At 67.5% G+C, this 26,917-nt stretch carries 17 protein-coding genes, 2 pseudogenes and 1 riboswitch; of the genes and pseudogenes, 9 read left to right on the top strand and 10 right to left on the bottom strand.

Going from position 1 to position 26,917, the window contains the following annotated elements; genetic code table 11:
• The first annotated feature begins 25 nt into the window (after positions 1 to 25).
• The 7 genes and pseudogenes from ACFWB0_RS02615 to ACFWB0_RS02585 all read left to right on the top strand — a co-directional run bounded on the left by ACFWB0_RS02615 (position 26) and on the right by ACFWB0_RS02585 (position 7,128).
• Complete coding sequence (locus ACFWB0_RS02615) at positions 26 to 1,222, top strand: FAD-dependent monooxygenase (RefSeq protein WP_378488857.1); 1,197 nt, start codon at positions 26 to 28, stop codon at positions 1,220 to 1,222.
• 139 nt (positions 1,223 to 1,361) lie between these two features.
• Positions 1,362 to 2,129 (top strand): annotated as a pseudogene (locus tag ACFWB0_RS02610) (FAD-dependent oxidoreductase).
• 79 nt (positions 2,130 to 2,208) lie between these two features.
• Positions 2,209 to 2,868: an SDR family oxidoreductase gene (locus ACFWB0_RS02605; protein WP_378488856.1), complete on the top strand. Its 660-nt coding sequence runs from the start codon at positions 2,209 to 2,211 to the stop codon at positions 2,866 to 2,868.
• 83 nt (positions 2,869 to 2,951) lie between these two features.
• A riboswitch (cobalamin riboswitch) is annotated at positions 2,952 to 3,153 on the top strand.
• 154 nt (positions 3,154 to 3,307) lie between these two features.
• Complete coding sequence (locus ACFWB0_RS02600; RefSeq protein ID WP_378488855.1) at positions 3,308 to 4,369, top strand: FecCD family ABC transporter permease; 1,062 nt, start codon at positions 3,308 to 3,310, stop codon at positions 4,367 to 4,369.
• A complete protein-coding gene (locus tag ACFWB0_RS02595) occupies positions 4,369 to 5,169 on the top strand; it encodes an ABC transporter ATP-binding protein (protein ID WP_378488854.1) in 801 nt (266 codons plus the stop codon). Before ACFWB0_RS02600 ends, ACFWB0_RS02595 begins: the two co-directional genes overlap by 1 nt.
• Positions 5,162 to 6,256, top strand: a complete 1,095-nt coding sequence (locus tag ACFWB0_RS02590) for an ABC transporter substrate-binding protein (RefSeq protein ID WP_378488853.1) — start codon at positions 5,162 to 5,164, stop codon at positions 6,254 to 6,256. Before ACFWB0_RS02595 ends, ACFWB0_RS02590 begins: the two co-directional genes overlap by 8 nt.
• A 20-nt stretch (positions 6,257 to 6,276) precedes the next feature.
• Positions 6,277 to 7,128, top strand: coding sequence for a (2Fe-2S)-binding protein (locus tag ACFWB0_RS02585; protein ID WP_378488852.1), 852 nt, complete (start codon positions 6,277 to 6,279; stop codon positions 7,126 to 7,128).
• Positions 7,129 to 7,216: 88 nt separating this feature from the next.
• On the opposite strand, the gene ACFWB0_RS02580 is transcribed toward ACFWB0_RS02585, so the two are convergent.
• The 8 genes from ACFWB0_RS02580 to ACFWB0_RS02545 form a co-directional block, all read right to left on the bottom strand.
• Complete coding sequence (locus tag ACFWB0_RS02580; protein WP_378488851.1) at positions 7,217 to 9,115, bottom strand: FAD-dependent oxidoreductase; 1,899 nt, start codon at positions 9,113 to 9,115, stop codon at positions 7,217 to 7,219.
• A 3-nt stretch (positions 9,116 to 9,118) separates the two neighbouring features.
• A complete protein-coding gene (locus ACFWB0_RS02575) occupies positions 9,119 to 10,456 on the bottom strand; it encodes an MFS transporter (protein WP_378488850.1) in 1,338 nt (445 codons plus the stop codon).
• A gap of 147 nt (positions 10,457 to 10,603) precedes the next feature.
• Positions 10,604 to 11,548 carry a LysR family transcriptional regulator gene (locus ACFWB0_RS02570; protein ID WP_378488849.1) on the bottom strand — a complete coding sequence of 315 codons (945 nt, stop codon included), beginning with the start codon at positions 11,546 to 11,548 and terminating at the stop codon, positions 10,604 to 10,606.
• Positions 11,549 to 11,566: 18 nt separating this feature from the next.
• Entirely contained in the window at positions 11,567 to 12,208 is a 642-nt protein-coding gene (locus ACFWB0_RS02565) for a DUF6875 domain-containing protein (RefSeq protein ID WP_378488848.1), read from the bottom strand.
• Positions 12,208 to 19,125, bottom strand: a complete 6,918-nt coding sequence (locus ACFWB0_RS02560; RefSeq protein WP_378488847.1) for an amino acid adenylation domain-containing protein — start codon at positions 19,123 to 19,125, stop codon at positions 12,208 to 12,210. The genes ACFWB0_RS02565 and ACFWB0_RS02560 overlap by 1 nt, the downstream gene beginning before the upstream one ends.
• A 126-nt stretch (positions 19,126 to 19,251) precedes the next feature.
• Positions 19,252 to 20,154 (bottom strand): hypothetical protein, encoded by a 903-nt coding sequence (locus ACFWB0_RS02555; RefSeq protein ID WP_378488846.1) that lies wholly within the window; start codon positions 20,152 to 20,154, stop codon positions 19,252 to 19,254.
• Between the two features lie 51 nt (positions 20,155 to 20,205).
• A complete protein-coding gene (locus ACFWB0_RS02550; protein ID WP_378488845.1) occupies positions 20,206 to 22,329 on the bottom strand; it encodes a hypothetical protein in 2,124 nt (707 codons plus the stop codon).
• Between the two features lie 158 nt (positions 22,330 to 22,487).
• Positions 22,488 to 22,697 (bottom strand): hypothetical protein, encoded by a 210-nt coding sequence (locus ACFWB0_RS02545; RefSeq protein ID WP_378488844.1) that lies wholly within the window; start codon positions 22,695 to 22,697, stop codon positions 22,488 to 22,490.
• Positions 22,698 to 22,881: 184 nt separating this feature from the next.
• Between ACFWB0_RS02545 and ACFWB0_RS02540 the strand changes: the two genes are divergently transcribed.
• Positions 22,882 to 23,790 carry a hydroxymethylglutaryl-CoA lyase gene (locus tag ACFWB0_RS02540; protein WP_378488899.1) on the top strand — a complete coding sequence of 303 codons (909 nt, stop codon included), beginning with the start codon at positions 22,882 to 22,884 and terminating at the stop codon, positions 23,788 to 23,790.
• A complete protein-coding gene (locus ACFWB0_RS02535) occupies positions 23,787 to 24,782 on the top strand; it encodes a glycerate kinase (protein WP_378488843.1) in 996 nt (331 codons plus the stop codon). Before ACFWB0_RS02540 ends, ACFWB0_RS02535 begins: the two co-directional genes overlap by 4 nt.
• Here ACFWB0_RS02535 and ACFWB0_RS02530 read toward each other — a convergent pair.
• Positions 24,752 to 25,714: pseudogene (locus ACFWB0_RS02530) on the bottom strand (MsnO8 family LLM class oxidoreductase); the annotation flags it as partial. The gene ACFWB0_RS02535 and the pseudogene ACFWB0_RS02530 overlap by 31 nt on opposite strands.
• Positions 25,715 to 25,772: 58 nt before the next feature.
• Positions 25,773 to 26,906: a hypothetical protein gene (locus tag ACFWB0_RS02525; RefSeq protein WP_378488898.1), complete on the bottom strand. Its 1,134-nt coding sequence runs from the start codon at positions 26,904 to 26,906 to the stop codon at positions 25,773 to 25,775.
• Between the last annotated feature and the right edge of the window lie 11 nt (positions 26,907 to 26,917).

Raw genomic sequence — 26,917 nt, 5'->3', positions numbered from 1 at the left:
AGAAATACACAACCGAAGGAGTCTCATGTCCGATCTGAAGGACGCCCGGGTACTCATTGCCGGTGGCGGCATCGGCGGCGTCGCCAATGCTCTCGCGTTGGCGCTCAAAGGCGCGGAGGTCACACTCTTCGAGCGTGCCCCCGAATTCGGTGAGGTCGGCGCCGGCCTTCAAATCGGACCGCACGGTAGCCGCATCCTCCAATCGCTCGGCGTCTACGACGAGGTGATCTCCAAGGGCGTCCTGCCCAAGAACCTCGTCTTCCGCGATGCCGTCACCTCCGAGATCCTGACCAAGGTCGATCTCGGGCGCGAGTACCAAGAGCACTACGGCGGCGTGTACTTCGTGGTTCACCGCTCCGACCTGCATTCCGTGCTCGTGGAGGCTGCTCGCAAGGCCGGCGCAGACCTGCGCGTCAATTCCTCCGTGAACGACGTGGTGACCGAGGGCGACCGGGTACGCGTCATCCTCGAGGACGGCTCCGAGCACGTCGGTGACGTCGCTCTCGGCATGGACGGCCTGCACTCGCGTCTGCGCCCGAAACTTCACGACGACAAGCCCGTCGGCTCAGGCTACGTCGCCTTCCGCGGTACTTTCCCCATGAACGAGGTTCCCCTCGAGGAAGAGATCGAGGACGTCGTCGGCTACATCGGCCCGCGCTGTCACTTCATCCAGTACCCGCTGCGGGGCGGCGAGATGCTCAATCAGGTCGCGGTCTTCCAATCACCCGCGTTCCTGCGCGGCGAAGAGAAGTGGGGAAGCCCGGACGAGCTGGCTCACGCCTACGACCACTGCCACGACTCGGTCAAGGAAGCCCTGAAGTACCTGTGGACCGACCGCTGGTGGCCGATGTTCGACCGCGACCCGGTCGACGACTGGGTCGACGGCCGCATGATCCTGCTCGGCGACGCCGCCCACCCGCCGCTGCAGTATCTGGCATCTGGCGCGGTCATGGCCCTCGAGGACGCCAGGTGCCTGGCCGACTACGCTGCTGAGGGCCTTCGCGGCGACGCACAGAACTGGCCGAAGATCCTGCGCGACGTGAACGCCGAGCGCGCACCGCGGTGCAACCGCATCCTCACTGTCGGTCGCATGTGGGGCGATCTGTGGCACCTCGACGGCGCAGGTCGTGAAGCGCGCAACGAGTTGTTCCGCACCCGCGACACGTCGAGCTACAAATACACCGACTGGCTCTGGGGTTACAGCTCCGACCACAAGGGCTGAGTCCGCGGCGTCGCCGAAAGATGGCCGATCGAGGGCAGCGCGTTGTCGTCCATGCGTCCCACTCTGGGATCTTCCCCTGGTGGAGGCGCAAGTCCTGCATCGTCTGGATGCCCTGTATCGACGCGAATAGAGTGTCGCCATGAGTACGCTGCGCGTCGCCGTTGTCGGCGGCGGGATCATCGGCGCCGCCACGGCACGCCGCCTTGCAGTGCTGGACCACGACGTCACCCTGTTCGAGAAGGAGTCGTCACTCGCAGCGCACCAGACCGGTCACAACAGCGGTGTGGTGCAAGCAGGCCTGTAATACACCCTGGGGGGCTTGAAGGCTCGCCTGTGTCGGCGCGGTGTCGATCTGCTGGAGAAATTCGTTGCGGAGAAGGGCATCCCGTACGACGACTGCGAAAAGCTCGTCGTCGCGTTGGACGAGTCCGAACTCGATCGACTCGACGCAATCGAGGCTCGTGCGACCGCCAACGGAGTCCCGGCCATCCGGCGAATCGGTGCCGACGAGATCACGGCGATCGAGCCGCACGCCGTGGGCATCTCCGCGCTGCATTCACCGCAGACCGCGATCATCGACTACGCCGCAGTCAGCCGCGCGCTCGCCGACGAGGTGACGGATGCGGGCGACTACCGCCTGCTGAAACCCGCGGCCGCCTCGAAGATTCGTGGCCTGATCCATCCGGTGCCCGACCCTCGCTACCCGTTCCTCGGGGTGCATCTGACGAAGCGTATCGACGGTGAAGTCATGTTGGGGCCCAACGCATTTCTCTCGCCCGGACGCGAGACCTACGGTGGAATCCACGGCTCGTGGCGCGACCTGCGCAATGCACCCTCCCCCGGAGCCACGTCGTCGATGGCGATCGCCGAGCATCTCGTCGACGCGGCACTCGAACGGCTGCGCTGACGTGGTTCGGACACACGGACCCGGGCAGGCAGGCATGCTGGGAGGCGGCACTGATCCCGAATACCAAGGAGCACCCGACATGGCACGCATCGCACTCTTCGGCGGACACGGCAAGGTCGCACTCCATCTCGAGCGATTGCTTGCCGACGCCGGCCACGAGACCAGTGCGTTCATCCGCAACCCCGACCACGCCGACGACGTACGAGCGGCAGGTGCCACACCGGTCGTCGCCGACGTCGAACAACTCGACATCACGGCGCTCGCCGAACTGCTGCGGGGGCACGACGCGGTGGTGTGGTCTGCAGGCGCCGGCGGCGGCGACCCCGCCCGCACGTATTCCGTGGACCGCGATGCAGCGATCGAGTCGATGACGGCCGCGCAGGAAGCGGGCGTGCGCCGGTACGTGATGGTGTCGTACTTCGGGGCTCGGCCGGATCACGGCGTACCGGAGGACAACAATTTCCATCCCTACGCCGAGGCGAAGGCCGCCGCCGATGCGCATCTGCGGGGCACCGATCTCGAATGGACGATTCTGGGGCCGAGCGCGCTGACGTTGGACCCGCCCACCGGGCAGATCGAGATCGGTGGCCAGGGCGCGAGCGACACGGGGCAGGTGTCGCGCGCCGATGTCGCTGCCGTCGTCGCTGCGGTGCTCGAACGTCCCGAGACCGCGGGTCGTACCATCGAATTCAACAACGGCGATACCCCGATCACCGAGGCGCTCGACGCGCTGCTCTGACGAGCAGTCACCGGCGTGACAATGGCCGTGGGCTCGGAATCTCGCACAGGGGATCCGAACTCACGGCCATTGTCACGCCTGTGTTACGTTCTCCACGAGTCAGACGCAACCCTGACGCAGATCATGCGTCGGAAACGCAAAGGGAATCCGGTGAGAATCCGGAGCTGTCGCGCAGCGGTGAAGGTGACCGACAGGGCACGTGCCACTGGACCGGAAACGGTCTGGGAAGGCGTCCTGTCGGAACGATCCTGAGTCCGAAAACCTGCTGGCTCGCCGAATCACAGACTCGGGCCTCGCGATTGGGCCCCTGATACGAGAGAACGAACGATGCACCCCCAGATCAGTTACCTTGCCATGCCCATTCATGCCCCCATCTCCGCGCCGGGGGTCCCTCTCACTCCTCCATCGGGAATCGAATCGACCCCGTCGGGCAGCTGAGGTGCTCGAGGTCGCGAAATCGCCGCGACCCACTCGGGTTCCGGCGATCCCGCTCCTGGTCTTCCTCGGCGTCTCCGTAGTTGCCAGCGGATTCCTGTCGCTGACCTTCGGGTCCGAGCCGGTGCCTTTCTCCGCCACGTGGGACGTCGTGCGAGCCCACTTCACCGGCGGTGTAGGTCCTGATCCGGTGTACGACACGATCATCTGGGAACTGCGAGCTCCACGTATTCTGATGGCGCTGATCGTCGGCGCCGGTCTGGCCATGGCCGGCGCCGCGATGCAGACTTTGGTGCGAAACCCCCTCGCCGATCCATATCTTCTGGGGATCTCGGCAGGTGCCGGCGTCGGGGCCACACTCGTCATCATGTTCGGCGTGCTGACCACACTCGGCGTGTGGGCCCTGTCGTTGGGCGCACTGCTCGGCGCTATGGTGGCCGGCGCCGCAGTCTTCGGCGTCTCCATGGCACAGGGCGGATTGACACCACTTCGGCTGATTCTGACCGGTGTGGTCATGGCTTCGGCGTTCTCATCCGTCTCCAGTTTTCTGGTGTTCCTCAGCGACGACCGAGATGCCGTTCGCTCGGTCCTGCATTGGACGCTCGGAAGCGTTGCGGGCTCGATGTGGAAACAGATTCTTCCTGCACTGCTTGTCGTAGTCGCGTCCGCCGTCATTCTGTTCGCGATCCACTCGTGGCTCGATGCGCTGGCGAGCGGACCGGACGTTGCCAGAGCGCTCGGCGTGCCCGTCCAGAAGCTTCGGCTCGGACTTTTCGCATTGTCGTCGATCCTGGTGGGTGTGTTGGTCTCGGTGTCCGGTGGCATCGGATTCGTCGGCCTGATCATGCCGCATCTCGCCAGGCTCCTGGTAGGTGCGCGCCACCGGGTCGTTCTCCCGGTCGCTGCGCTCGGCGGCGCGCTGTTCCTGCTGTGGATCGATATCGCAGCGCGGGTGCTGCTGAGCCCGGAGGAACTCCCCCTCGGCGTGATGACCGGCCTCGTGGGGGCGCCGGTGTTCCTCTTCCTGCTAGGACGGCGACACTACAGCTTCTCGGACGGTGACTGATGCATATCCAGATGCGAAACATCGGCTGCCGGATCGCCGGAACGGACATTCTGTCGGGCATCGACCTCGACTTTCCGGACGGCGCGATGATCGCCCTGGTGGGAATCAACGGAAGCGGCAAGTCGACGCTGCTCCGGACCCTCGCAGGCTTGCGCGCTCCGGCCGAGGGAACCATCACCATCGACGGCCAGGACCTCTATTCCCTTCCACCTCGTGCGCGGGCCAGAACGATCGCCTATGTCGGTCAGGAGGAGACACCGCCTCAGGATCTACTGCTCGGCGAGATGGTTTCCATGGGCCGCATCCCCCACCGATCTCCATGGTCTTTGGGAGAGGAATCGGACCGGGAAGTGACGCTCCGCGCGCTGGCCACCGTCGAATTGGCCCATGCAGTCGACCGCCGCTGCGATCAACTCTCCGGCGGCGAGCGACGCCGCGCGATGCTTGCCCGAGGACTCGCACAGGAATCAACCCTGTTGATCCTCGACGAACCAACCAATCACCTCGATATTCGTCATCAGATCCATCTACTCGAGACCCTGCGCGGTCTCGGCTGCACGGTGGTGGCCGCAATGCACGACCTCACACTCGCCGCGTCGCACTTCGACCGGGTCGCCGTGCTTCACGACGGCACGCTCGAAACATGCGCCGACGCGCACGATGCCCTGTCCCCGGCAACTGTCGCACGCGTCTTTTCTGTTCCTGCAACCCAACTCACCGATCCCGCGACCGGACGACAGCACCTGGTGCTCGGCTCCGATGCAGCAGGGATCCGACCACCAACGGAGAACCATGCCTGATCATCCGAAGTCCCGTTCGACGATGCGGTCGCGCACACCGGCGCCCGCATCACTCGCCGTCGGCCTCCTCGCAGCCACTGTGGCACTCGCCGGGTGTAGCAGCGGCACCGACAGCGACGTTGCCTCCCCGGACGGTCATGTCACCGTCGAGAACTGCGGACAGCAACTCACCTTCCCATCGCCCGCAACCGCGATCTACGCCAACGACAGCCAGATCCTGTTGAATCTGCTTGCACTGGAGGCAGACAACCGGATCACGGCGATCAGCGGTATCCGCAATTCACGGCTCGACCAGCTTCGCGGCATGTACGGCGCAGAGCGCATCGACGCCTTACCCATGACATCCGAGGAGTCCTTCAATCTCGAAACCATCCAGGCTCAGCGCCCCGATGTCGTGATGGCAGGACACGGCTGGGGCTTCAGCGTGGAAAAGAACATCACGCCGGAACGACTGAACGACGACTTCGACATTCCTGCGTACACAGTCACCCCGACATGCCTTCCCGGTTCGATGGAGGCGATGTCCCCGTGGGATGAGGCATACGCCGATCTGTCGAACATCGGCAGCATCGTCGGCCACGACGACATAGCCGCGGAAAAGATCGAGGAGTTGCAGCAGCGTCGCGAGGAGATGGAATCGGCCCCACGGGCAGCTACCGCACCCACCGTCATGTACGTCACCTCGGTGTCGAACGAAGGTGTGTCGAGCGCGGGGAATCCCCACTTGTTCACGTCCATCATCGACGTGACGGGGGCGCGTAACGTGTTCGACCACGTCGACGAGAAGAGTCCGAAGATGTCTTGGGAATCGGTGACCGCCGCGAACCCGGATATCATCGTCCTCACCGATACCGGAGATGGCTCCGGCGCATTCGAAGCGAAGTTGGCTCTACTCACCGAGAATCCCGCAACTCGCTCGATGGATGCCGTGACGCAAGGCCGAATTCTCAACCTTCCCACCGACATGGGACGCAGCGGCGCTCTGATGATGGACTCGGCAGAACAACTTCGGCAAGCGCTCGAAGAGGTGGAGTTGTTGCCGCAGAGCGAGATCGAACCACGGATGGATCTGGGCTCACTGAGATGACCGACCGAAGGCGGCGTGCGATGACGGACATTTCACTCACGAACGCGGAAGCTGTACTCACCGAACTGATGAGTGCACTGCCGGTGAGTGAGCACGCTCCCCTGGTACTCGACACGGGTTCGCACGAGATCCCCGGCTCCGCGATCCTCGATCCGGAATGGATCGGTAACGAGTTGCACTTGCGCGCCGCGCGGTGGGAGGTCGACGACCCACTGATCCTGGGGACCGTGCTGTGGCGGGCGATCAGCAACTCGGTGGTGCTGCCGACGATCGCGAGCCTGTTCGTGACGGGCACGGGATTGAGCCCCGCGCTGCAGGACGTGGTACTGCATCGCCGCGCACTGACCGGTCGCGACATCGACTTCACCCCCCGCGGTGAGACCTCGACACTGGACGGAACTTTCTCGCCGAACAGAAAGATGTACGGACGCTTGGTCGGCGCACGGTCCACTCGTGTCCTCACCACATCGGCCGAGTCTGCGCTCACCGAAGCCCTGGGGTCGGGAATCGAATACATGGCGTCCCTCTGTGGGAAGGGTGAGCGGCGACTGTGGGCCGTGGCGGTGGACTCCATCGCCACGCGGTTCCTGTGGGCCGGTGCCGCCACCGGACGGGTGGACGAAGCGATGGACGCTGCGCGCGCGACGGTGCTGCGAATCTCGGAACAACTCCCGGGACCTCGGTTGCCGGACCCGCGATTCCAGTCCGTTGTGTCCGACGTCCAGGAACCGCCGTGCACCTTCGTGCACAGGGTGTCGTGCTGCCTCTTGTACAACGGGCCGCACGGAGTGAAGTGCTCGACATGCCCTCGTCAACACCCCGACGTTCGGCACGAACGGCTGGTGGAACGCGTCCGACGACAGAACCGGTAGTAACGCGATACAGGCACAGAATGGCCGAATGTCGCCTTCATCCAATCCAACTGAACGAAGGTGACATTCGGCCATAGTGCAGCGGGGATCAGGCCTGCGGTGCAAGCACCTCGACGCGCACCGGGGAGGTGTCGGAGGCGGCCGCGATGGCCTCCTCGAACTGCCGGTGATCGACCTGGGATCCGAGCATCAGCGCGAGCCGGGCGAGGAAGCCTTCGCGATCGTCCTCGGCGACCTGGTCGAGTGCGGTGGACAGGCCCAGCCACACGTTCTCACGACGCTGCTCGTCCTCGGTGACGTGCTCGGCCGGACGCGCGGGCAGCGCGTCACCGGCCGGTGCGGCACCGGACCGCAGTGCGCCCGCGACACCGGACAACTGCGCGACCGGCACGCGGCACAGCAGCAGACCGTCGGGACGGATGACGAATGCTTCGCCGGGGGTCGCGCCGAGCGCATCCGCCAGGTCGGCAGCGTCGAGGACGGTGACGCCGTCGGCGGCAGCACTGTCGACGGCGAGTGCGCGCACGCTCTCGGGCGACAGAGCGGTGCCGAGTTCAGTGGCCGCGGTCGCGAGCGCGACGCTGCCCGCCTCGTCGAGTCCGACGCCGAGCACTGCGAAACCGGTGCCACGCGCGACGTTGAGCGAGGTGTCGACACCCTCGATGCGAATCTTGCGGTCCTCGACCGGGTCGCCCGGAAGCACCCCTTCGGCACCGGCCGCAACCGACCACGTGAGCGGCGAGAGCCGAGCGTGGGTGGCGCTGGACTGGCGCGGGTTGATCAGATGACCGAACTCGGGGCGGCCCACCGCGAGCGCGAGTACCGCGTCGCGGGTGGTGCGGTAGCCGTGGCTGCCGGGGCTCATGATGAGCGTCGACTTGCCTGCGTTGGCGACGTTCTGCTGCCACGCGTTGTGACGTTCGAAGGAGTACGCCTGCAACAGAGCCGTGTCGGCGTTGCCGTTGATCACGGCCGCGAGCTGCCACGCGAGGGTCTCGGCGTCTTCCATGCCGGAGTTCAGGCCGCGCACACCGAAGATCGGGACGAGGTGTGCTGCGTCGCCGGCGAACAGGAGTCGTCCGTGCGTGAACTCGTCGAGTGCGAGTGCGCGGGCGCTGTAGAAGCCCTTCCACTCGAGGGTCCACGGCAGGTCGTTCTGCAGCCAGTCGAGGTGCTTGGCGATGCGGGCCCGGATGGCGTCTTCCTGGGTCTCGATCTCGGCGTCCTCGGACGGGTCGAGCTGGTAGTCGATGCGCCAGATGTCGCCGGGCTGCTTGTGCATGATGATCGTCGAGCCGGGGTTGCTCGGCGGGTCGAACCACACCATCCGCTCTGCGGGCAGATCCGACTCCCAGTGGATGTCGGCGATGACGTAGCGACCCTCGTAGCTGGTGCCCTGCAGGCGCAGGCCGGCGAGTTCACGCATGCGGCTGCGGCCGCCGTCCGCGGCGACGACGTACTGCGCGCGCAGGTGGCGCTTGCCCTCGGCGGTGTCGATCTCGAGGGTGACCTCGTCGTCCCCGCGCAGGATGCCTGCGATGGAGGCCTGCCAGTACAGGGTGATGAGCGGGTTCTGCTCGAGGGTGTCGACCATGATCTGCTCGAACTCCGACTGGGAGACGTTGATCATGGGCGGGCGCACGTCGAAGTCGCGCAGCGGCATCTGGAAGTGCAGGACCTGCTCGTCGCGGTAGTAGCTGCGGCCACCGACCCACGGAAGCACGATCTTCTCGAGTTCCGTGCCGAATCCGAGGCGACCGGCGGCTTCGAGGCTGTGTCGGGAGATGCAGATCGCGCGGCTACCGAAGGACACCTGGTCGGCGGCTTCGATGACGGTGACGGGGATGCCGCGCTGCGCGAGTCCGAGTGCGGTGGCCATGCCGACCGGTCCGGCACCCACGACGACGACGGGCAACGTCTCGTCGGACGGCGTCATCGACTCGAACGTCGACGCGGGGTACTTGGGAGGCTGATAGTAGGTCGACATGGGTCAGACACCTTCCTGCGAGGGGGACTGTGCCTGCTCGGTGCCGGTGCCTGCGGAGGGCACACGCAGGAGCAGGATGCTCATGAGGCTGATCAGGGCGATCAGCACGAAGTAGCCGGTGATGGACATGGAGGTGCCGGTCGCGGCGAACAGCGAGGTCGCGACCATGGGCGCGAGGCCACCGCCGAGGATCGCACCGACCTGGTAGCCGAGGGATGCACCGCTGTAGCGGATCTTGGCGGGGAACAGCTCGGCGAACAGCGCGGACTGCGGGCCGGCACAGCAGCCGAGGGTGAAGCCGAGGGCGATCATGGACAGGGCCATCACCGGCAGGATGGCGGTGTCCATCAGCGGGAAGAACAGGGCAGCGGCGACGACGAGCGCAGCGGACGCCTTGATGTAGATCGTGCGGCGGCCGACGAGGTCGGAACGCCAAGCGCTGTAGGCCATGCCTGCCATCCAGAACGGGCAGGACGCAATGAGCAGGGCCAGCATCGCGGTCTTGCTGTAGCCGAGTTCGGTTTCGCCGTACTTGAGCACGTAGACCATGTAGGCGTACGCGATGCCGTTGGTGGCGATGAACGTGCCCCCGGCCAGGAGCACGGTCTTCCAGTGCTGGGTGAGCACCTCGAGGATCGGCATCTTCTCATCGACATCCGCCGGGGCTTCCTTGGACGCCTTGAATTCTGCGCTCTCCTCGAGCCCGAGACGGATCCACATGGCAACGAAGACGAGGACGGCCGACATGAGGAACGGCACGCGCCAGCCCCACGAATTGAAGGCCTCTTCGCTCAGGAACGCGGTCAGCGGAAGGTAGACGAGGTTCGCGATCAGCACACCTGCGGGCACACCCAGCTGAGGCGCCGCGCCGTAGAGGCCGCGTTTGCCCGCGGGTGCGTTCTCGGTCGCGACGAGCACTGCGCCACCCCATTCACCGCCCACGCCGAGGCCTTGGATGAAGCGCAGAGTCACGAGGAGGATCGGGGCGGCCACGCCGATGGCGTCGTAGTTCGGCAGCAGGCCGATGGCCACCGTCGCGAAGCCCATCAGGAGCAGCGACGTGACGAGCATCGACTTGCGGCCGATCTTGTCACCGAAGTGACCCATGACCACGCCGCCGATGGGGCGGGCGATGAAGCCGACCGCGAGCGTCGCGAACGCCGCGAGGGTGCCGGCGACATCCGATGAACCCGGGAAGAACTGAGGTCCTAGGACCAGCGCCGCTGCGGTGCCGTAGATGAAGAAGTCGTACCACTCGATGGCGGTGCCGACGAAGCTGCCGAGCGCGGCTTTGCGCGCCGCTTTGGTCGACGTCTGGGGCGTCGAGTCAAGAACGGTCATGAGTACGGGTGCCCTTCGGCGAGGTGAACTGGAGTGCGTCCGGTTAACGAGCGTTCGGACGCGATACAAGCATCATGAGGGCGGTCACAATCATTTGAAAAGCGGATAAAGTCGGGGAACTATCCCCGAAAAACCGTTATTAGCGCATTATCCCAGCTCATGAGGCACTTTCCCCTTACGGGCTGTGACCACGAAGTGAACAAACGTTTGCGCCACCCGACTGGGCAGCGCATCTTTTCGCCACGCGAGCACGACGTCGACGGGATCCGGTTTCGGCTCAGCGAACGGTCGCACCGCGATCGGCAGGCCCTCGTAGGTCACGTCGAGGGAGGGACGCTGAAGCAACAGCGACCACCCCAGCCCCCGACCGACGAAAGCGCGGCACGTCTCGTAGTTCTGGGTCCGGTACGCGACCACCGGCGAGAATCCGGCCTCGGCGCACACTCTCACCGCGTGACCCGAACTCGGCGGCGCGTCGAGCATCACCATGGGTTCGTGGGCGAGATCCGTCAACTGCACCGGCGACCCCGTCAACGCCGCCGGGTGGTCTGCGGGCAGCAGCAACATCGGTTCCCTGGATTCGAGGACGACGGACTCCAGCCCGGGCTCGAGGTCGAGGTCGTACAGGAATGCGACGTCGAGGTCGCGCGAGTCGAGCTGCGCCCGCAACCGGTTCTGTGTGTCTTCCCGGAAGTCGACGCGCGCCCTCGGGTGTGCCTCGGTGAATCCGGTGATCAACGACGGCAGCAGGGTGGGTCCGAGTGACGGGTAGCAACCCACTGCGACGGGGCCGGCGACGGAGCCCGCCTCGGAGTGGGCGTCGCTCTCGAGTTCCGCAGCGAAATGCAACACCATCTTCGCCCGCTCGAGGACGGCATGCCCCGTGGGTGTCAGCCGCACCCCACGGGCCCGCTGTCGTACGAACAGCTTGACGTCGAGTATCCGCTCGAGGTCGGTGATGGCGGCGGACAGCGCCGAGTGGGACATGCGCAGTGCGTCTGCCGCAGCAGTGATGGTCCCCCAGTCTGCGACGGCAACGAACGCCGCCAATTGACGGATCGTGTACGCGGGCACATCGTCGGATCTGGCCATGCGCTTACGGTAGATCGACTACGTCACGACGCGATCGGCAATGTCGGATCGCACCATCGACGGCACCCTCGCGGCGAACTTCTTCAGATACGCAAGGATCCATTCACGCTGAGAGGCGAGGAACGGGAAATCCGAGCCCACCATGTGTCGGACAGCGAGCATCGGCAATGGTGCGTCGAGCGCCCGGAACGCACTGTTCCGCAGGCCGGAGACGGTGCAGCCCGGGTAGAACTGGCCGAGCATCAACCCACCGAGCACAAAATCCGACTTGCGCTCGTTCTGCACGAGTTCGATCACGTCGTAGTCGGTGACGTCGGGGAACACCGCAACGACCGACTCGAGCGCCGCATCCGGTCCCGAGGCAGGCGACAGCTGGGGAAAGAGTTCGGCGAGGTCGTCGGCGACGTCGCGCATGCGCTGCGCGTCGACCGCGCCCCGCACGAACACCGCATAGAACAGACCCCGTCCGATCGACGGCGCAGCGAACGGGCAGACCGGGCCGCTGCGCCCGAGGTCGTCGTGTGGGCTGCACAGAAAGTCGACTGCCCAGCGACGCAACTCCCCGGTGCGGGGATGCTCGTCGTCCCGGACGTCGTCGAAGACGCTCACCGGCACGATGCCGGATCGGCGGCCGCGGAGAACACTGGTCTGGTCGGTCATCACTGGCCTTTCCGGAGGTGGTCCATCAGGACCGGGGTGATCTGATCGAGTGCTCGACGACCGGTCATGTCCCGGTGTGTGACGTCGAGGCGGTACGCCCGGATGGGCCCGTCGATGTGTGGGCGCCAGACCCGGGCCGGGTCCGGCATCCGGGCGGCGACGGCGTCGGCCGATTCGAAGAAGACCAGGTCGGTGACGGGTCGTGCGGTCGGCCGGTGTTCGGTGGCGAGGCCGACCGTCCGGCCGAAGGCGCGACGCAGGAGGTCCCGGTGCTGCGCCGAGGAATCAGGTGCCGCTGCCCCGACTTCGACGGCGATGACCTCTGCGGCGATGACCTCCGCGTCGGGTGTCTCGCCCTGTAGGTGAGTGTCGAGCATCGTGAGTGTCGCGACGAGTTCCCCGGCCGCGGTGAGCTGGGCCGCGATCTCGTGGGCGATCTGCCCGCCCACCGAGTAGCCGAGCAGGTGGTACGGACCGTGTGGTTGCGTCGACCGGATGCTCTCGACGTGCGCCGCGGCGAGTTCCGCGAGGGTATCGATGTCCCGATCCGGATCGGTCAGCAGCGGCGACTGCAGTCCGTACACGGGCCGGTCGTCGATACGACGTGCGAGTCCGCGGAAGCACCATGCCAGACCTGCCGCGGGGTGGACGCAGAACAGTGGATTCTCGGAACCGTTCTCGCGCAACGGGATCACCGCGTCGAACGACTCGTCGCCGAGCGGCGTGTCGAGCAGGCGCCGAGCCAGCGAGCCCGGGGTGGGATGGGTGAAGATCCACTGCACCGGAACGGGACGGCCGAGGGACTCCGACAGCGCAGCGACCACGGCCGTCGCGCCGAGCGAGGTCCCTCCGAGAGTGAAGTAGTCGTCGTCGAGCCCCACCTGTGGTGTGTCGAGGGTTCCGGCGAACGCGGAGATCACCGCCGTCTCCGTCGTGTCGCGCGGCGCCCGGTAGGGCGGGCGTCCTTCGCTGAGGTCGGGGACAGGAAGTGCCGCCCGGTCGAGCTTGCCGTTGGGGGTGACGGGAAGTGCGTCGAGCACGGTGAGGGTCGCGGGAACCATGTGCGGGGCGAGACACGCTTGGGCGTGGGCACGCACCGCATCGGTGCACAGAACGACGCCGGGAGTCGGAACGACATAACTGTCGAGCCGGTCACCGCGCACGGTGACCACCGCGCGAGCCACGCCGGGGGTATCGAGCAGCACCGACTCGATCTCGCCGGGCTCGATGCGGAATCCGCGGACCTTGACCTGCAGGTCGCTGCGGCCGACGTAGTCGAGGGTGAGTGTGCCGTCGGCGGCGCGCCGCCACCGTACGACATCGCCGGTGCGATACATCCGCTCCCCCGGCTTCCCGGACGGATCAGCGACGAACCGGGATGCGGTGCCCGCGCGCCGGTTCCGGTAGCCGCGGGCCACGGCGGGTCCGCTCACATACAGTTCCCCCACCACTCCGACGGGGACAGGACGGAGCCGGTGATCGAGGACGAGTTCGGTGAGTCCGCGAATGGGCCCGCCCAGTCCGACGGGACCACCCGCGACCAGCGGTGCGCCGGCGTTGGTCTGAACGGTGCATTCGGCGGGCCCATAGGTGTTGACCATCTCGCGGCCGGGTGCCCACTGCGCCACGAGTTCGGGCGGGCAGGCTTCACCTCCGACGACGACGGTGCGCAGGTGTCCGAGCCCGACCGGGTCGACCGTCGCGAGCACCGACGGTGTCAGTGCGATGTGTGTGACCCGCTCTCGGTCCAGAAGATCGGCGAGTTCTGCGCCGCCGTAGACCGTGGGCGGGGCGATGATCAGGCAGGCGCCCGCACCGAAGGCCCACAGCTGCTCGAGGATCGCGGCGTCGAAACTCGGTGACGCGAAATGCAGCACCCTCGATCGTGATCCGAGCACGAACCGTGTGCGTTGTTCCTCGACGAATCCTGCGAGTCCGGTGTGTGTGACCACGACCCCCTTGGGAGTCCCCGTCGATCCCGAGGTGTAGACGGCGTAGGCCGCGTGGTGGGGGCGCAGCGGTGCGCGTCGATCGGTGTTGCTGATCGCGTGGTCCGAATGGGATGCAATCAGGGCCCTTTCGGCCTGATCATCGAGTACGACCCATCTCTGCGACGGCAGATCTGCGTGCACTTCTCCGACAGTGATGCCGAGGGCAACCTCGGAATCCTCGATCATGTGGGCAATCCGCGCGGACGGGTACTTCGGGTCGACCGCAACGAACGCCGCGCCGGTCTTCGCGACGGCCCACAGTGCCAGAACCGACTCGACCGAGCGGGTCAACGCGACCGCAATCACGGTTTCAGGGCCGCCGCCGAGTTCGATGAGCCGGCGCGCCAGCCGATTCGAGCGAGAGTCGAGTTCGCGGTAGGTGATTCTCTCGCTGCCACACACCGCTGCAACGGCGTCGCCACCGATCGTCGCACCACGCGCCAGCAGTCGTGGCAAGGTGACCGCGGGTTCCGTCGGCCGACCGGGCACCGGGACAAGCGCGGCGCGTTCGGCCGAGCCGAGGATGTCGATATCGCCGACTTCGCGGTCGGGTCGGGTGACGACTGCCTCGAGCACGCGCGTGAATGCCTCGGCGAATCCGTGGACTGTCGTCTCGTCGAAAATGTCGGTGGCGTAACCGAACTCGGCGATCACGGCGTTGCCGTCCCGAGATTCCTCCACGGCAAGATAGAGGTCGCATTTGGCGACCGGCGGTGCCGCGTCGACGGTGTCCACCGTGAGGCCGGGCAGTTGAACGCGGACCGGCGCGATGTTGCGGAATTCGAGCAACGCCTGGAACAGCGGGGCGTGTGACGTCGACCGTGGCGGATCGAGAGCCTGCACGACCTGGTCGAACGGCACGTCAGCGTGGTCGAAGGCGTCCAGGTCGCGGTCGCGGGTGCGGTCGAGGAGTTCACCGAACGACGCGGACTCATCGATGTCGGAGCGAAGTACGACGGTGTTGACGAACATGCCGACCACGTCGTCGAGTTCGGCGGCCCCGCGGCCGGCCACAGGAGTGCCGATCGCCAGTGTCGTGGCCCCGGTGAGCCGTTCGAGCAGGATGGCGAACGCCGCGTGCATCACCATGAAGACGGTTGCATCGTGCCGGCGGGCCAGGGTCGCTGCCCCCGAGGTCAGCTCGGCCGGGATCTCGAACGGCACGGCGGCGCCGTGGTGGGTGCGCCTCGCGGGCCGGGGCCGGTCGACGGGCAGGTCGAGGAGTTCGGGGACGCCGTCGAGCGTCGACCGCCAGAAGTCGATCTGCTGCGACAGTGGGGATTGCGGGTCGGTGGCGTCGCCGAGTCGGCCGAGATGCCACAGCGCGTGGTCGGTGTAGCGCGCAGGCAGCGCAGCCCATTCGGGTTCCTTCCCCTCCAGCCGGGAGGTGTAGGCGAGCATCGTGTCGCGGGCGAGGGGCAGCGTCGACGCGCCGTCGGCCGCGATGTGGTGCACGACCACCACGACGACGTGGTCGATCGGCCCGACCCGCAGCAACGCGGTGCGGACCGGGACCTCGCGGCTCACGTCGAATCCCGCGGAGGCAAGCTCACGCAACGCAGCGAGCAGGCCGTCTTCTCCGCGTACGGCCACGGGCGTGAAATCGAACTCCGCGTCGTCGAGTACCTCCTGGTAGGGGCCGGACTCGGACGACGGGTAGCGGGTACGCAGCGGTTCGTGTCGCGCGACGACGTCCGCGAAGGCAGCGCCGAGCACGTCGAGATCGAGGCCACCGGTGACGCGCAACGCGAGCGGCACGTTGTATGCGGGCGAGGCGACGTCGACCTGGTTGACGATCCACATGCGCCGCTGGGCGGGGGCAAGGGGAATCCGGTCGGGTCGAGGCCCGAGAGGGGCATACGCCGCTGCCGGTGCAGCGCTGCATGCTCGGGTGGCGAGATCCGCGACGACCGGCGCCTCGAACAGGTCGCGGACGCCGAACCCGACACCGAGCGCGGCGTTCACTCGGGCGACCGCGCGGGTTGCGCTCAGAGAGTTGCCACCGAGATCGAAGAAGTGATCATTGCGACCCACCCGCTCGAGTCCGAGGACCTCGGCGAACACCTCCGTGACAGCCTGTTCGGCGCTGCCGACCGGGGCGACGAACATGGTGGTGCGGGTACCGAAGACGGGTTCCGGCAGAGCAGTTCGGTCGAGTTTCCCGACAGGCGTGACCGGCAGCTCACCGAGGACGACGATCGCGGCAGGCACCAGATGGGCGGGCACACAGCCGCGCAGATAGGCGGTGAGTTCGCGGGTGACGGGCTCGTCCTGCACGGGCACGACGTACGAGACGGGAACGACATCGCCTGCCGGATCGGTACGCCCGACCGTCACAGCCGAAGCAACGAGCCGGTGGCGGACCAGCGCTGCGTCGATCTCGCCGAGTTCGACCCGGATGCCACGGATCTTGATCTGGAAATCGGAGCGGCCCACGTAGTCGAGAACAAGACTGTCGGCGGGCAGGCGCCGCCAGCGCACCACGTCGCCGGTCCGGTACATACGTGTGCCGTCGGGGGCCGCGACGAAACGTGTCGCGGTGAGGACCTCGCGGTTGCGGTAGCCGCGCGCCAGCGCCGGACCCGCTACGTACAGTTCCCCGGCCACACCGACGGGGACCGGCCGTAGCCGGTCGTCGAGGACGGTTTCGGTGAGTCCGCGGACCGGTCCGCCGACCGCCACGGGTTCACCGGCAGTGAGCGTCGCGGCGTTCGACATGATCGTCGATTCCGTCGGCCCGTAACCGTTGATCATCGTACGACCGGGGGCCAGGCGCTCGACGAGTTCGTCCGGGCAGGCCTCCCCCGCCACCGCGAGCGTGTGCAGGGAGTGCGGGAGCCGCGGCACCGTGGACAACACGGTGGGAGTGAGGACGGCGTGGGTGACGTGGTCGCGGTGGAGAATGTCGGCGAGTTCGTCGCCGCCCATCACGGTGGGCGGCACCACGACCAGCCGCGCAGCGCTTCCCGCCGCCCACAGGATCTCGAATACGGAGGCGTCGAAGCTCGGTGAGGCACAGTGCAGCACACGGGCATCAGGGTGCCCGCCGAAGCGGTCGCGTTGCTCGGTGATCAGATTCGCGATGCCGCGGTGGGTGACGGTGACACCCTTGGGAAGGCCGGTCGATCCGGATGTGTAGATCAGGTATGCGGCCCGGTCGGGATGCACGGCCGCGGGTGCGCACGCAATGAGTTCTGTGGTGGGCAGTCCGTCCCTGAGCTCGAGCCACCGGACCCAGTCGGGCAGCGTCGCGCGGCATTTCGGCGTGGTGATCCCTACCGCCACAGCCGAATCGGCGAGCATGTGCTCGATCCGTTCGACGGGATAGGAGGGGTCGACGGGAACGAAGGCCGCGCCGCTCTTGACGACCGACCACAGCGCGACCACCGAGTCGATCGACCGCGCGATCGCGACGGCCACGACCGTCTCCGGCCCGGCCCCCGACACTCGGAGCGCGTGGGCGATCCGGTCGGTGACCGCGTCGAGTTCGACGTAGGTGACGGTGCGGCCCTCATACTGCACCGCGACACCCTGCGGATTCGCAGCAACCGCGGCGGCGAGTACCTCCGGCATCGTCATGCCGGTCTCCCCCTCCGCGCCGCGGACAGCGGCGGGCACATCGATCGCCCCGATACCCGTCAACGGTGTGTCCGACGACGCCCATGCGAACGCGTCGACGAGCTCGACGAGCCGCGCATGGTGCCGGTGCACCTCGTCGTCGGTGTACCGGCCGGGATTGGCGCGGATCTCGACGATCGTCCGCGGCGGGTGGCCGGACCGGTAGATATTGATCATGATGTCCGGGACCGGCCCCGAGGTGAGGATGTGGAAATCGGCCGAGCATGCCCCGAACCGCCATTCCCGGTCGAACAACATCACATTGACCACGGGCGACGAGACCCGTCGGTCGGCGGCGCCCGCACCCAGTTCACGCAGGATGTCCTCGACATTGCCTCGTTGGTGCCGCAGCGCACCGGTGAGTTCGAGCCGGACCCGGTCGACGAGCGTGCCCACGGTGTCGTCGGTGCGCACCGCCACGAGCAGTGGGACGACGTTGGCGAGCATGCCTCCGGACCGTCGCAGCACCGCGGTGGTGCGCGCAGAGACGGGGATGTCGACGAGCACTTCCTGCCGTCCGGTGGTGTGCGCGAGGTGGCATGCGAATGCGGCGACGACCCGTGCCGCCGCGTCGGCTCCGGACGCGTCCAGCCGGGCTGCGGTCTCCTCGGTGAGCGCGGCGCGGGCCACCAGACTGCGGACCGACGGCGGTGCGATCTTGTCGGTGAGTGTGACTGCGGCCGAACGTGAATGCAGCCGTTCTGCCCAGTAGTCGCGATCGTGTCGGTACCTGCGAGAGACGCGGTAGTCGTGGTCGATCTGCTGCAGGGCGCGCAGGTCGGCGGCGCGATTCGGCTGTGGTTCCCGATTCTCGAACTCAGCGGTGTACAGCTCGGCGACCCGGTCGACCATCGTCGCGGCACCGTGCCCGTCGAGGGCGATGTGGTGGATGCGCGTGTACCAGAAATACCGGTCGTCGCCGACCTGCAGCAGCGCGGCCTCGGTGAGCGGATCGTCGGTGAGATCGATGCCTGCGATGTGGTTGTGGTCCATCCACTCGTGTGCTGCCGCCGCCGGGTCCGGCTCCGCACGAAAATCGTGCACGCCCAGTTCCACATCGGGAGGCGGCGCGACCACCTGGTGAGGTTCGCCGTCGATGTCGACGAGCCGCAGGAACACCGACTGGAATTCGTGTGCGGCGACGAGCGAGACCCGTCGGAACAGGTCGACATCGAGACGGCCACGGATGTCGACGTACTGCGCGATGCAGATAGGCACATCCGGTGCGAGCTGCTGAGCGAACCACAACCCACGCTGCGCGGGAGACAGCGGAAACGGTTCGTGGACAACAACAGTGGCGATGGCCATGTAATCACACCCGGGGTAGCGGCGGAGGTGGCGTCCGTTCGATCCGGACGGCCGGAGAACCGGCTCCACTACTGTCCCGCGGGCATGACCTCGCAGATACGCACCCTAGGTGTGGACCCTCACCACCTAGTCTTGCTCGGAGACGGGCTCCTCGGCTTCGCCCTCGTCATCGCTCTCGCCTCCGCGGTGCCGCGCATCGGACACCTTCGCAAGGCTTCTGCCGAGAACACCGCTCACCGACTTGAGCGGGCTGTCGATCGAATCGAGCGCGTCGGCGCTCTCGGGATCCTCGTCGACGAGCCATCCTGCAGCGTCGGCTCGACATGCCGAGCGGAAGTCCTCGAGGTCCTGCCGCAATCGTGCAAGCGTGCGCATGGTGCGCGGCGAGGACAGGCGTTTGACGACCTCGAGCGGGGTGTCTTCGGCGAGCCGGGCGAGTGCGCGGCGTCCACGGCGGAGCAGTTCGCCGTCCTGCTCGAAGTGCTCGGCGAGCAGGGTGCGTGAAGCGCTGAGGACTTCGCTCAGTTCGTCCGGCTCAGCGGTGCGGGCGCGTTCGATGCGCAGCCGCTGCCACATGGTCGCGGCGTCCTCGACGAGCACGAGCAGCTGCAGTGTCTCCCCGAACCGGCCCTCGTCGGCCATGGTGAGCAGCAGCGCGACATGCGCCGACACGGTGATCTCGGGCTCGACCGGGCCCAGGAGTTCGAAGGCATACGCGCGTAGCCGCTGGACCACCACGGAGAGCAGCGGACCGAGTTCCGCGATCGGCGTCCACTCCTGATCGGGGAGCGTTCCGCGGTGATCGACGATCGCGATCGCTCGCGTCAGCGTGTTGTGGTGGGCGACGACGTCGCCGAGATCGGGAGCGCCGGCTGCGGCCAGGATCTTCTCGACGGTGTCGGGCTCGGCGTCGTCACCCCGGAGCCGCACGATCGCAGCTTCGACCGATCCGACGGCACCGGCCAGGGCACGTACGATCGCATCCGCGGGGAGCGCGCCGGAAACGTCGGGATTCGGCAGGTCGTTCATGTCCACCATCGTCCTACGAGGCACCCCGGATGCACCACCCGGCCACACCACTCACAACCGGGGACGGTCCTGACCGGACGGGACGCGGACCCATGCGCTCTCGAGCAGCGAGACGACCTCGGCTTCGTGACGTGCACGGTAGGCGCTGAGGATGCGGCGCGGGCGAGTCTCACCGTCGAGTCCGATGGCCGTTGCGAACGCGGCGGCGATGCTCTCCTCGGGCACGACCTCCGGTGTCGTGTAGCCGATGAGCGCGAGCGCCTTGCGGAGCGGATCGGCATTCGCGGCAAACGTACGCAGCGGCAGCACGTCGAAACGGCCATCCGACCGAAATTCGAAGAACAGCTCGCCGTACTCGTCGATACCGATCTCGTCCAGGAAACGGCGCACGGACCCGAGCTGCGGAATCGGCCCTGTCCACCGCAACGCCTGTGGTCCGAGCCTCGACTTCAATACCGTCTCGGCACCGGGCTCGCACCCGACGATGCCCGCAACTGCGGACGGAATCGGGAATTCGGCGCCGCGCATATGGTCGCGCGTGACGGGAATCCGCAGGCGCCAGCGCTCGTCGAGCCGGTACAGACGCTTGGTGCGTTCCGGGGGCACCGCGGGAACATGAGTGCGGCGCCGACGGCGAACACAGTCGGCAACGACTTCGAAATCCCCGCTCGCCGCGAACACCCGGGCAGAGGCATCGGAGATCGAGAACTTCTGGACCAGCGCTTCGGCCACCTTGTCGAGCTCGATCGAGCCCGGCGCTCCGTCCGGTCCGGCAGCGCCGTCGACGAGGCGCGCGATGCGCGTCCCGACGGCCGTGACCAGGTCGGTCTCCCATTCGAGCAGGCCCCACAGACCGTCGTCCTCGGTGACGGTGAACCGCTCGTCGTCCCCGAGTTCTTCGACGACGCTGTGGATGTCGAGATTCGCGTCCATGCGCGCAACGAGCGTTTCGACGGAGAGCGGGTCGCCGACCACCTCGAGGATCTGTGCGGCGTGACCCGCCACGGTGGCCTGGGGCGTGAGAATCCAGCCTTCGAGCATGCTGGTTCCGCAGTAGTTCATCCACGCTTCGAGTTCGCCGGCGGGCAGGTCCCATATGGCCGCTACCCCGGCGGGTTGCACCACTCCGTTGGCGGATTCGAATTCGCCGAGCAGCGCGCGGGTCTGTTTCTCCGCCTCGGCGAGGTCGGGCACGGCGATCCAGCCGTCGGCGACGGTGCACCGGTCGTCGAGGCGGTCGAGGACCTTCCACAGCGGTGCGTCGAGTCCTGGCACGACCTGCGCGAGCACCGGACGATCGCGCAGGATCCGGTCGAACGCGGCGACGGGTCGTACGTCGGTGCGCAGTGCCGCCAGGAAGTCCCCCACCGCGGTGCCGAACGGGAACGTCGACGGTGCGGGCGAATCGGCGCCGGAATCGTCGTGGATGCGGTGCCGCAGGACGTTGCGCTCGGCCGCGGGCAACGACGCAACGTAGTCGGCGAGTTCGGTCACCGGATCGACCGGTGCACTCACCGGAAGATCGCGAGCAGCGACCGCACCGAGGCGCGCGACGGCCTCCTGGATCTCCTCGGGAGCACCCGTATCGAGGTCGATGCTGAGCAACGGGCGATCCCGTTCGTCGCACAGCATCCGCCATCGCGCGAGGGCGGCGAGGTCGTCGACGAGAAGCGCCAGCGCCGGGACGGACGCGGCCGACGCTTCCGGCCGGAGCGTGGCCGGGTCGCGCAGCACCGTGAGTATGAGAGCCGCGCAGACGATTTCGTGCACCTCGCCGCTTCCGGCACCGCGCACATCGAACAGGTCGGCGGGGCTGCGGCTGAACAACTCCGCGGTGGTGGGGGCATGGGGCAGGCGCGCGACGAGCGTCGCGGCCGACACTCCCAGGTCGAGGGCGTCGACGGCGACTTCCACGGTACGGATGAGTCCGTCCGCGAACCGCAGTTCGGGGTGGTCGGTGACGTAGATCCGGGACAGTTCCGCGCACAGTTCGGGGATCTCGGTGTCGGCGCCGGTCTCTACCGGTGACTGCACTTCCCACCAGTTCGGTGTCGGCGCGAGCGCATTCAATGCTGCGGCGCGTGCTGACCCGTAGCGATCGAGCCACGGCATCAGCTCGAGCCAGGTTCGGCCGTCGAGTTCGTCGACCGAAAGCGCACGTGACCACAGCGACACGAACCGATGCTCCTCTTCGACGTCCGGCGGGAACCGTCATGGGTCCCTCCGTGCAGAACGCCCGTGCGGGCGCCCGACCGCCCAGCATACCGACCGGAACCGCGCACGCAGCGTAAGGCGATCCTGCTGCTCGGCGCCGCCGGACGGCGACGTCGACGTCAGGTGACCGCCGCGTCGTGAGGGGCTTCGTCTCCCGCTTCTTCTCCTCCTTCCGGCCTCAGACGCAACAGCACGAGTCCCGCGACCGATGCGACGATGAGTGAGCCCACTGCCCCGTTCACGTGCAAGGCGGATACCGCGATCCCGGATCCGGTCAGTCCTGCCAGCAGCGCACACCACAGCAGCGCTTTCCCGACGAACGCTCCCATTTCTCAAATACCTTCCGGCAAGTCCCCATCCACGACGCAACGATAGTGTCACCTGTCACAAAACCGGCAACACCCGGGCGGTGTGTCCTGAATTGGTGTACCTCTCGCGGCGAGAGGATACTCGGCACAACGTGGCGCGAGGAATGAGAGGCACGACGTGGATGCACGATCGACCGGACACGATGTGATCCTGCGGGATGTCACCCTGCGCGACGGACTGCAGCTCACCGGGAAACTGCTCCCGACGCAGCGCAAGGTGGAGATCGTGCGCGCCCTCCTCGCCGCGGGGATACCCGAACTCGAGATCGGGTCGCTGGCGCGCGCCGACCTCGTGCCGCCGATGGCGAACACCCTCGAGCTGGTGTCGGCCCTCACCGAGGAAGAACTCGACCGCTGCTGGATCTGGGTGGCCACCCCGAGGCACGTGGAGAAGGCACTCGCTGCGGGAGCGCGGAGGTTCCAGTACTGCTTCTCGGTGTCCGATTCCCACAACCGCGCCAACATCGGCCGCGACACGGAAGACAGCCTCGCAGCGATGCCCGCCGCCGTGGAACTCGCTCACGCCGCGGGCGGCAGCATCCAGCTGTGTCTGGCGACGTCGTTCACCTGCCCGTTCGACGGCCCCGTCGACCCCGACCGTGTCCTCGAGATCGCGTGCGACCCGCGGGCGGACGGATCGGCCGACATCGTTGTCGCCGACACCCTCGGCCAGGCGGTCCCCGGGCAGGTTCGTGAGCTCGTCACGCGCGTCCGCGCGGAGTCGCCCGACCGTCGGATCGTCTACCACGGCCACGACACGTGGGGCCTCGGTGTCGCCAACAGCCTCGCGGCTGTCGAGGCAGGTGCGAACGTCGTCGATGGCGCGCTGGGAGGGCTGGGCGGTTGTCCGTTCGCCCCGGGTGCGAGCGGCAACACCGCGAGTGAGGATCTCCTCTTCGCGACTCGCCCGTCGTGGCTCACACCGCAGGTGTTCGCAGACATCGTCCGGCTCGGCGAGGACGTCGTCACCGAACTGGACGAGCCCAATCGGTCGCGCGCCCGGCAGGGGGCACGGTCGGAGGCCGAGGCGTTCGACTGGGTCGTCCGCGCATGAGAGTCCTGATCACTCCCGACAGTTTCAAGGGCACCTACACCGCGGCCGAGGTCGCCGACGCGATCGCGGCCGGAGCGGAGTCCGCGGGCCACGAGCCGGTCCGGATGCCCGTGGCCGACGGCGGTGAGGGCACGCTCGACGTCCTCACGGGTCCGCTCGGTCTCGAACGGATCGACGTCGACGCCGTCAACCCGTGGCGCGCGCCCTGCCCCGGATTCTTCGGCCTGTCCTCCGACGGCACCGCGATCGTCGAGCTCGCGACGGTCAGCGGAATCACGACTCCGCACAACGGTGTTCGCGATGCTGCGACCGCCGACACGTACGGCACCGGGATGATCATGGCCGCTGCGGTACAGCGTGGTGCGCGACAGATCGTCGTCGCCGCAGGTGGTTCGGCCACCACTGACGGCGGCCTCGGAGCAATCGCCGCGATCGACGATGCCGGTGGTCTGGGTTCGGTGTCCGTCGTCGTGCTCACCGATGTCACCACCCGCTACACCGACGCCGCGCGGGTGTTCGGACCGCAGAAGGGCGCCGACCCCGCGACCGTCGAACTGCTGACGACGCGGCTGCACGAGGCCGCCGCGTCGTTACCGCGCGACCCGCGGGACGTGGACGGCACGGGTGCAGCAGGCGGATTCTCGGGCGGAATGTGGGCCAGGTTCGACGCCGAACTACGCCCCGGCGCCGACTACGTGCTCGACGTGGCCGGTTTCGACGCCGCGCTCGCCGCCGCCGACCTCGTAGTGGTCGGCGAGGGACGACTCGACGCGCAGTCGCGTGCGGGCAAGATCGTCTCGGCGATCCTGGCGCGCAGCGCTTCGGTGCCCGTCGTCGCGGTCGTCGGGTCGGTCGGTGATGATCTCGGCGACTACCGGTCGCGGTTCGCGGACGTGGTGGTGGCGTCGGATGCGGATGCGCTGCGGGCTGCCGGAGCGGGGCTCGCTGTGCCCACTCCGAACAGGCGCGCGAGCCGCGCATCCGATGCGTAGAGCGCATCGAGGTCGAACGTGGACGCCGAACTCAGCACCTCGGCGGCACCGGTCGTCGCGATGAGCTTCTCGATCTGTTCGGCCACCTGATCCTCGGTGCCGACGATCGCCGCCGCTGCCGTGTCGTCGAGGATCCGCTGTCGGCGCTCGGTGACGGGCAGGCGCCGCAGCGCCTCGACCGGCGACAGCGGCGGGAAGAAGCCGCGCTCTCGGGACAACGTCATTGCCCAGCTTTCCGGCAACAACAGATCGGCGGCTTCGGTTTCGGTGTCGGCGATGAGAATGTCGGCGCCGATCACCAGATACGGCTCGGGGTTCGCCGCGCTGGGACGGTAGTCGGCGCGATAGCGGTCGAACGGTTCGGGACCCTGCTTCACTATCGGACCTGCAACGACAGCGGGCAGGCCCAGTCGGGATGCCACCCGGAGGCCGGCCCCGGTTCCGAGCACGAACACCGGAGGCGGTTGCGCGACACGGGGTCTGATCGACACGGCCGCAGTGTCGTCGAGATACGCGCGCAGCTCGTCGATGTCGGCGGCGAAGTCGTCCGGGTCGGCTCGGGTCGTGCGCAAGGCCTCGCGAACAGGTGCGGTGAAACCGAGCGACCTCCCGACGCCCAGATCGATCCGGCCCGGATGCAGCGCTTCGAGTGTGGCGAACTGTTCGGCGACCACGAACGGCTGATGGTTGGGCAGCATCACTCCGGCCGACCCGACCCGGAGGCGGTGCGTGCGATCGGCGATGGCCTGGATCAGCAGTGCGGGGGCACCGGATGCCACCCCCGGTACCGCGTGGTGTTCGGCGACCCAGAAGCGAAGGTATCCCGCGGCTTCGGCGAGCTCCGCGCGGTGCAGGGTCTGCCGCAGTGCGGACGCGTCGTCCTGGCCTTCCCGGGTGCGGGAGCGGTCCAGTAGCGACAGTGCGACATCCATGTCGGATATCAACGTCTCACCGTGCGGCGATCATCCCGGGAGGATCTGCCTGCGGTGGTCAGGGTGCCGGGTTCGCCGGCGGGTCGCAGGGCGGTGCGGGCTCGGGAGCATGTTCCGGTGCCGGACTCGGGGCGGGATCGGACCCGCGGGCCGGCCACAACGCGGGCAGCGCAACGCCGCACGGATCACTGCCCTGAATCGCCGGGTCCTGAGGTGCAGGGCTCTGCAGTTCGGGGTTCTGCAATTCGGGTTTCTGGGGTGTGTCGGCATCGTCCGGCCTACCCGCGTCGCGCGGAACAGGGTGCGGCGCGATCCGATCCCACAGTTCCGGAGTGTCCGTGTCGGGCGTGAACTCGGTCGGGTCCGATATCTCGCCCTGATCCGCGGAACCGCCCCGGTCTTCGGACCCACCCATCGCGAGTGCCAGTCCCCCGCTGAGCATCGCGACAAGCGCAACCACGACGGCCAGGAGAGCCGCGTTTCGGCGGGTCGACGCCGCGCCCGCGGCAACAGGTTGTGCCCGACTGCGACGCGCTGCAACCAGAGCTCCCCCGGTCGCGCGGTGCCACGGCACGCCGTGCGGCGTCACGAACGGCACTCCGAGGATCGTGGAGAGTTCCCGGGCGGGCGGCGCGTCGCCGGGGCGCAGGTCGAGGAAGACCAGCGCCGACGGTCCGACACCGGCTCGGGCCAGTGCTTCGTCCATCGTGTCGGGCAAGGCATCGGTGTGGCCGGTGAGCTCGTCGTCGCCGCGCACGACCGACGACAGCACCGTCCGGGATCGGGCATCGACGATCGACACCGACTCCACACCGCCGGTACGTGTGTGCAGCGCCAGGACGGGTGTGTCGGCAAGTTCGGGTGCTCCGGCCAGGTACGCGAGTCGTGCGTCGTCGAGCGGAACCACCTCGACGGGTGCTTCGCTCACCGCGCGGATGGCCTCCGCGACCGCGGCTGTGTCTGCATCACCGCTCGGAAGCGCGACCAGACCGATCGTGCCGACGGTCAACGACGCGTTCTCGGCTCGCTCCGCCATCGAGGTCACGGCCCGCGCGACCGCGTCGGCCTGCGACACGTCCGGTTCGGCCGCCCAACGCTGCGAGTCGAAGGGACCGAGTTGCGGAACGTCCGCGTCGACGAGGACCGCGGAGACTTCACCGTCGTCGACGGCAACGCCGAGTACAGGACGCATCGTCACCGCCC

This window comes from Rhodococcus sp. NPDC060086 (assembly GCF_042730275.1).
Taxonomy (GTDB): domain Bacteria; phylum Actinomycetota; class Actinomycetes; order Mycobacteriales; family Mycobacteriaceae; genus Rhodococcus.
The sequence above is the reverse complement of the archived record's forward strand: the minus strand, read 5'-3'. Positions and strand labels throughout refer to the sequence as shown.

Bases quoted from the DNA above. Each gene is read 5' to 3' on its own strand.
- ACFWB0_RS02615 (WP_378488857.1), top strand. From the start codon at position 26: ATGTCCGATCTGAAGGACGCCCGGGTACTCATTGCCGGTGGCGGCATC.
- ACFWB0_RS02605 (WP_378488856.1), top strand. From the start codon at position 2,209: ATGGCACGCATCGCACTCTTCGGCGGACACGGCAAGGTCGCACTCCAT.
- ACFWB0_RS02595 (WP_378488854.1), top strand. From the start codon at position 4,369: ATGCATATCCAGATGCGAAACATCGGCTGCCGGATCGCCGGAACGGAC.
- ACFWB0_RS02590 (WP_378488853.1), top strand. From the start codon at position 5,162: ATGCCTGATCATCCGAAGTCCCGTTCGACGATGCGGTCGCGCACACCG.
- ACFWB0_RS02585 (WP_378488852.1), top strand. From the start codon at position 6,277: ATGACGGACATTTCACTCACGAACGCGGAAGCTGTACTCACCGAACTG.
- ACFWB0_RS02580 (WP_378488851.1), bottom strand. From the start codon at position 9,115: ATGTCGACCTACTATCAGCCTCCCAAGTACCCCGCGTCGACGTTCGAG.
- ACFWB0_RS02575 (WP_378488850.1), bottom strand. From the start codon at position 10,456: ATGACCGTTCTTGACTCGACGCCCCAGACGTCGACCAAAGCGGCGCGC.
- ACFWB0_RS02570 (WP_378488849.1), bottom strand. From the start codon at position 11,548: ATGGCCAGATCCGACGATGTGCCCGCGTACACGATCCGTCAATTGGCG.
- ACFWB0_RS02565 (WP_378488848.1), bottom strand. From the start codon at position 12,208: ATGACCGACCAGACCAGTGTTCTCCGCGGCCGCCGATCCGGCATCGTG.
- ACFWB0_RS02560 (WP_378488847.1), bottom strand. From the start codon at position 19,125: ATGGCCATCGCCACTGTTGTTGTCCACGAACCGTTTCCGCTGTCTCCC.
- ACFWB0_RS02555 (WP_378488846.1), bottom strand. From the start codon at position 20,154: ATGAACGACCTGCCGAATCCCGACGTTTCCGGCGCGCTCCCCGCGGAT.
- ACFWB0_RS02545 (WP_378488844.1), bottom strand. From the start codon at position 22,697: ATGGGAGCGTTCGTCGGGAAAGCGCTGCTGTGGTGTGCGCTGCTGGCA.
- ACFWB0_RS02535 (WP_378488843.1), top strand. From the start codon at position 23,787: ATGAGAGTCCTGATCACTCCCGACAGTTTCAAGGGCACCTACACCGCG.
- ACFWB0_RS02525 (WP_378488898.1), bottom strand. From the start codon at position 26,906: ATGCGTCCTGTACTCGGCGTTGCCGTCGACGACGGTGAAGTCTCCGCG.